Here is a 6,332-nt window from a genome sequence, read left to right as displayed (position 1 = left end):
CCTCATGATCTCCCCGCAGCGGCGATCATGAGACAAACATGGCACTCACCACGCTGACGATGAGTCACCCCCGGCGCCATGACGCCGGTACCAGCTCATGATCGCGCAGACGGTGTCGACCGCGGGGCGCGATGGCGAGCGGATCACGGCCCGGCGACGAATCAGTCGAGTACCAGTTCGAGTTCGCCGCCCCGCGCCTTGACCCGTCGGTTGAGTGTCGACCCACCGGACCTGCCATCAAGTCTCAGTTCCCAGCAATCTCAGGCCGCTGACCTGCAGGTTCGCACCCGGCCAAGGCGCGCGCTCAAGCCTATAGGCGCCGCCAAAAACGACCTGTCGAGTCGGTGACTGACGGGGAATCGAATCCCCCTGCCACAACGCTGACGTGCGGATCAAGTGGAGCTGAGGGGACTCGAACCCCTGACCCCCTCCATGCCATGGAGGTGCGCTACCAGCTGCGCCACAGCCCCGTGCCGAATCGGCTCCGCTAGCTTAGCTGACGGTGGGCCGAAGGTCATAATCGCCCCCGCCGTCGACTCAACCCTCCTCGATGGCCACTGGCGTCGGCAGGGTTCCGGCGTTGTGCTCGACGAGAATCCAGCCGTCGTCGCCCTCGCGCAGCATCGACCACGAGCAGTTCGACAGCCCGCCCACGTTGGTGAATCGGTGCAGGGGAAGGCCTATCAGTGCGGCGATGCCCAGTCGGGCCGCGCCGCCATGGGAGGTCAGCACCGCCAGGCCGTTCTCGGACAGCTTCGCCGCGGCATCGGTGACCGCGGCGAACATCCGCTCGGCCACCTCCTGTCGAGTCTCACCGCCGCCGACGCGCAGCAACGGGTCGCCGGCGCGCCAAGCCTTGTAGTCGTCGGGCCAGCGTTCGGCGATCTGCGCAGACGTGCAGCCCTGCCACTGCCCCGCGTAGGTCTCACGCAGTCGCGGATCCAGCTCGACGTCCAGTCCGACCAGGTCGGCCAGAGTCGCCGTGGTGTCGCGGGTGCGCTGCAGGTCCGATGAGACGAGCAGTTCGGGAGACAGGGCCGCCAGCCGGGTGGCGGCCTCACGTGCCTGTTCGCGTCCGACGTCGTCGAGGGCCACATCGGTCTGACCTTGGAACCGGCCTGCGGCGTTCCACTCGGTCCGGCCGTGCCGCCACAGGACGATCCTGCGGCTCACTCCTGCTCTCCGCCCGCGCCGTTCTGCCCAGCGCCGTTCTGCCCAGCGCCGTGCTGGTCCGGGAGCGGAATGGTGGGGCAGTCCTTCCACAGCCGTTCCAGTGCGTAGAACACGCGGTCTTCGGCGTGTTGCACATGAACCACGACGTCGATGTAGTCGAGCAGCACCCACCGGCCCTCGCGCTCACCCTCGCGCCGCACCGGCTTGGCGTCGAGGTCACGCAGCCGCTCCTCGATGGCGTCGACGATGGAACGGACCTGACGATCGCTGCCGGCCGAGCACACCAGGAACGCGTCGGTGATGGCCAGCTGATCGGACACGTCGAAGGCGACGATGTCGTCAGCCAGCTTGTCGGCGGCAGCCTGGGCGGCTGCGACCGTGAGCTCTACAGCGCGATCGGTTGCTGTCAAACCTCAATGACCCCTCTTGTGCATGCGTGCCCTGCTCCCCAAGCGTCTCATGACTGGACGTACAGGCCGCGCTTGTTGATGTACTGAACGATTCCCTCCGGAACCAGGTACCAGATCGGCTCGCCGGCCTTCACCCGTTCGCGGCACTCGCTGGACGATATCGCCAAGGCGGGCACCTCGACCAGGGTCACCTTGCCCTCCGGTAGCCCGGCGTCGGACAGCACATGCCCGGGCCTGGTACAGCCGACGAAGTGCGCGAGGTCGAACACTTCATCGTGGTTGCGCCACGACAGGATCTGCGTGAGCGCGTCGGCACCGGTGATGAAGTACAGATCGGTGTCGTCACCGCGCTGCGCTTTCAGGTCGCGCAGCGTGTCGACGGTGTAGGTCAGGCCCGGACGGTCGATGTCGACGCGGCTGACGGAGAACGACGGGTTGGACGCGGTGGCGATGACCGTCATGAGGTAGCGGTCTTCGGCCGCGGAGACCTCGTGCTCCTCCTTCTGCCACGGCCTGCCGGTCGGCACGAAAACGACCTCGTCGAGGCCGAACCAGTGCCGGACCTCGCTGGCGGCTACCAGGTGGCCGTGGTGGATGGGGTCGAACGTGCCCCCCATCACACCCAGCCGCCTGCGTTCGCTCATCTCTTGACACCGTGGGTCCGCCGCCCCATCAGGCGTGGGGCCGTCCCTTGCCGAAGATCAAGGTGATGATGAGCAACACCAACAGGATGGTGAGCGCTCCGACGCCCCAGCCCCAGGCCGGAAATCCGTCATCGCCGTGCGCCTGTTCAGCCAGCAGGACAACCGTGTTCATGCCGTGCACCCTATCCGAGGCTCAGGTCAGCTTCGGACGTGGCCGTCGCCGGTGACGACATAGGTGGTCGTGGTCAGCTCCGGCAGGCCCATCGGACCACGCGCATGCAGCTTCTGCGTCGAGATGCCGATCTCGGCCCCGAAGCCCAGCTGCTCGCCGTCGGTGAACCGGGTCGACGCGTTCACCATGACCGCAGCGGAGTCCGTGGTCGCGGTGAACCGGCGCGATGCCGCCAGCGAGTCGGTGACGATGGCCTCAGTGTGACCACTGCCCCACCGGCGGATGTGGCTGACGGCGTCGTCGAGCGAATCGACGACCGCCACGGCGAGGTCGAGCGAGAGGTACTCCTGCGCCCAGTCGTCATCGGTGGCCGGCACGACGTCGTCGCGGTAGCCCTGCACACGCTCGTCACCGTGCACCGTCACCCCGTGCTCACGCAGCGCGGCCAGCGCACCGGGCAGGAAGGCGTCAGCGACGTCGGCATGGACGAGCAGGGTCTCGGCGGCATTGCACACGCTGGGCCGTTGGACCTTGGCGTTCAGGACGATCTCGAGTGCGCGGGCGAGGTCGGCGTCGGCGTCGACGTACACGTGGCAGTTGCCCACGCCCGTCTCGATGACGGGCACGGTGGACTCCTCGACCACGCTGCGGATCAAGCCGGCCCCACCGCGCGGGATCAGCACGTCGACCAACCCGCGAGCCCGCATGAGCTGCTTGACCGCGTCGTGTCCCCCGCCCCGGACCAGTTGGACGGCGTCGACCGGCAGCCCCGCGTCGGCGACTGCCCGCGCCAGCACGTCGACGATGGCGGCGTTGGACGCCGCGGCACTGGACGATCCGCGCAACAGCACGGCGTTACCGCTCTTGAGCGCCAGACCTGCGGCGTCGGCGGTGACGTTGGGCCGAGCCTCGTAGATGATGCCCACGACGCCGAACGGCACCCGCCGCTGACTGACCTGTAGACCGTTGGGCAGCGTGTAGCCGCGGACCACCTCACCCACCGGGTCGGGCAGGCCCGCCACCTGGCGCAGGCCGTCAGCCATCGCGCCGACACGTGCTTCGTCGAGGCGAAGCCGGTCGATGATCGCTTCGCTGGTGCCTGCGCTGCGCGCCCGGGCGACATCGTCGGCGTTGGCCGTGACGATCGACCCGGCGTTCGCCTCGAGCGCCTCGGCCATCGCCAGCAGTGCCGCGTCCTTGTTCGCGCGCGTGCGAACGGCGAGGTCGGCAGCCGCGACACGCGCGCGCCGACCCAGCTCTGCCACCGATACGGTCACGTCGTCCTCCATGTTCGGCAGTCTAGTCCGGGCCACCGGCACACCCCTTCGGCGCGACCGGTCACCGGGACGGCTTCAGCAACACCATGTCGTCGCGGTGCACGACCTCTCGCTCGTAGGCCGGGCCCAACTCGAGCGCCAGCTCCTTCGTCGAGCGCCCGAGCAAGGCGGGCAGCTCGGCCGCGTCGAAGTTCACCAGTCCGCGCGCGACCCGGGTGCCCTCGGTATCGAGCAGGTCGACCGGATCACCGGCGGAGAATGTCCCGTCCACCGCCGTGATACCGGCGGGCAACAGCGAGGCGCCGCGTTCGACCACCGCCCGCACCGCCCCGGCGTCCAGGGTCAGGCTGCCTCGGCCGTCGGTGGCGTGCTCCAGCCACAGCAACCGTGTGGAGCGACGGGCCGCACGGCGGTGAAACCAGGTGCCGACCTGGTCACCGGCCAGCACGGCTGCGGCCTCCGGCGCCGAGGCCAGCACCACGTCGATGCCGGAGCCCGTCGCGATGGCCGCCGCCTCGACCTTGGTCTGCATTCCGCCGCTGCCCAGCCCGGACCGCCCGGCCGAACCGAGGTCCAGGCCGTCGAGCTCGCCGACGTCGTGGACCTCGGCGATCCGCTTGGCCTCGCGGTGGTGCGGATTGCTGTCGTACAACCCGTCCACGTCGGAGAGCAGGACCAACAGGTCCGCGTGCACCAGCTGCGCGACCAACGCGGCGAGGCGGTCGTTGTCGCCGAAGCGGATCTCGTGGGTGGCGACGGTGTCGTTCTCGTTGACGATCGGGACCACGCCCAGGTCGAGCAGCTTGTGCAGCGTCCGGTACGCGTTGCGGTAGTGCGCGCGGCGCGTCACGTCGTCGACGGTCAGCAACACCTGGCCGACCTGCAGTCCGTGGGCGGCGAACTCACTGGTGTAGTTGGCCATCAGCAGGCCCTGCCCGACGCTGGCCGCCGCCTGTTGACGGGCGAGGTCGCGGGGACGGCTCGGCATGCCCAGCGGCGCCAGCCCAGCGGCGATGGCGCCGGACGAGACGAGCACGACGGCGCGGCCGGCGGCGCGCAGCTTGGCCAGCGTGTCGACCAGCGACGCGACCTTGGCGTCGTCGATGCCGCCACGGGTGGTGGTCAGCGAGGACGAGCCGACCTTGACCACCACTCGGGGTGCCTGGGCCAGCGCCTCGCGCCCAGCGCTACCGTTCACCTCACCCACCTCATCCGAGGCGGGAATCGGTGCCACGCGGGCCGAGCAGTTCCGAGCCGGCATGCACACTGGGTTCCCAATCGAACACCACGGCGTCCTCGCCGCCGATGACGACCTCGTCGCCTGGCTGCGCACCGGCCTTGACCAGCTCGGTCTCGACTCCCAACCGCGCCAGGCGGTCCGCGAGGTAGCCGACCGCCTCGTCGTTGGCGAAGTCGGTCTGATGAATCCACCGCTCCGGCTTGGCGCCTCGGACCCGGAACCGCTCGCCTTCCTTGGTGACGGTGAACCCGGCGTCGTCGACGGCGGTGGGCCGCAACACGATGCGGGTGGCCTCCGGCGGCGGCGCTGCCGCGCGCGCGGTCTCGACCGCTTCGGCCATCGCGAACGCCAGCTCGCGCATGCCCTCGCCGGTGACGGCGGAGATCGGGTACACCGGCCAGCCGAGCGCCTCGACGTCGGCGCGGACCATCTCGGCCAGGTCGCGCGCGTCCGGCACGTCGATCTTGTTCAGCGCGACCAGCCGCGGCCGGTCGGACAGACCACCGTGCCGTTCGAGCTCGGCTTCGATGACCTCGATGTCGCTGACCGGGTCGCGGCCGGGCTCGATGGTGGCGCCGTCGACGACGTGGACCAACGCCTGGCATCGCTCGATGTGGCGCAAGAACTCGTGGCCCAGGCCACGGCCCTCACTCGCGCCCTCGATCAGGCCCGGAACGTCGGCGACGGTGAACCGGACGTCGCCGGCCTCGACCACACCGAGATTCGGCACCAAGGTGGTGAACGGGTAGTCCGCGATCTTGGGGCGGGCAGCCGACATGGCCGCGATCAGACTGGACTTGCCGGCGCTGGGGAAGCCCACCAGGCCGACATCGGCCACGCTCTTGAGCTCGAGGACGACGTCCAGCGTCTCGCCGGGCTCGCCCAGCAGGGCGAACCCGGGAGCGCGGCGCCGCCTCGTCGCCAGCGCGGCGTTGCCCAGCCCGCCGGCGCCGCCGCGGGCGACGACGATCCGAGTGCCGGCGCCCACGAGGTCGGCGATCAGTTCGCCGTCACGGGTCGTCACGACGGTGCCGTCGGGCACGGGCAGCACGACGTCCTCGCCGTCGGCGCCGTTGCGGTGGCTGCCCGCACCCGGCGTGCCGTTGCGCGCCTTCCGGTGCGGCGAGCGGTGGTAGTCCAGCAGCGTCGTGACGCTGGGATCGACGACGAGCGCGATGTCGCCACCGCGCCCGCCATTGCCGCCGTCGGGGCCACCCAGCGGCTTGAACTTCTCCCGATGGATCGACATGCAGCCATGCCCACCGGATCCGGCCGCCAGATGCAGCACAACGCGGTCGACGAACGACGGAATCGCCATGGCTGCACCTCACCCCTTCATGTGATCGACATGTGCTGGACGACGAAAAGCGGGCCAGTCGAGGCGACCGGCCCGCTCGTGTTGGAAGACTCGTGTGG

At 69.7% G+C, this 6,332-nt stretch carries 7 protein-coding genes and 1 tRNA gene; all 8 read right to left on the bottom strand.

Annotated elements, in window-relative coordinates; translation table 11 throughout:
• Positions 1 to 397: 397 nt before the first annotated feature.
• A tRNA-Ala gene (locus M6444_RS00415) sits at positions 398 to 470 on the bottom strand.
• 67 nt (positions 471 to 537) lie between these two features.
• Positions 538 to 1,173 (bottom strand): histidine phosphatase family protein, encoded by a 636-nt coding sequence (locus tag M6444_RS00410; RefSeq protein WP_298321772.1) that lies wholly within the window; start codon positions 1,171 to 1,173, stop codon positions 538 to 540.
• Entirely contained in the window at positions 1,170 to 1,583 is a 414-nt protein-coding gene (rsfS, locus tag M6444_RS00405; protein ID WP_298321770.1) for a ribosome silencing factor, read from the bottom strand. Before rsfS ends, M6444_RS00410 begins: the two co-directional genes overlap by 4 nt.
• Before the next feature lie 47 nt (positions 1,584 to 1,630).
• On the bottom strand, positions 1,631 to 2,227 hold the full coding sequence (nadD, locus tag M6444_RS00400; protein WP_298321768.1) for a nicotinate-nucleotide adenylyltransferase: 597 nt from the start codon (positions 2,225 to 2,227) through the stop codon (positions 1,631 to 1,633).
• Between the two features lie 28 nt (positions 2,228 to 2,255).
• A complete protein-coding gene (locus M6444_RS00395; RefSeq protein ID WP_298321766.1) occupies positions 2,256 to 2,399 on the bottom strand; it encodes a hypothetical protein in 144 nt (47 codons plus the stop codon).
• A gap of 26 nt (positions 2,400 to 2,425) precedes the next feature.
• Positions 2,426 to 3,688 carry a glutamate-5-semialdehyde dehydrogenase gene (locus M6444_RS00390; protein WP_298321764.1) on the bottom strand — a complete coding sequence of 421 codons (1,263 nt, stop codon included), beginning with the start codon at positions 3,686 to 3,688 and terminating at the stop codon, positions 2,426 to 2,428.
• 49 nt (positions 3,689 to 3,737) lie between these two features.
• A complete protein-coding gene (gene proB, locus M6444_RS00385) occupies positions 3,738 to 4,847 on the bottom strand; it encodes a glutamate 5-kinase (protein WP_363326183.1) in 1,110 nt (369 codons plus the stop codon).
• 37 nt (positions 4,848 to 4,884) lie between these two features.
• On the bottom strand, positions 4,885 to 6,228 hold the full coding sequence (obgE, locus tag M6444_RS00380) for a GTPase ObgE (protein WP_363326182.1): 1,344 nt from the start codon (positions 6,226 to 6,228) through the stop codon (positions 4,885 to 4,887).
• Positions 6,229 to 6,332: the final 104 nt, after the last annotated feature.

It is taken from the genome of Haloactinopolyspora sp. (assembly GCF_027324685.1).
GTDB lineage: Bacteria > Actinomycetota > Actinomycetes > Jiangellales > Jiangellaceae > Haloactinopolyspora.
The sequence above is the reverse complement of the archived record's forward strand: the minus strand, read 5'-3'. Positions and strand labels throughout refer to the sequence as shown.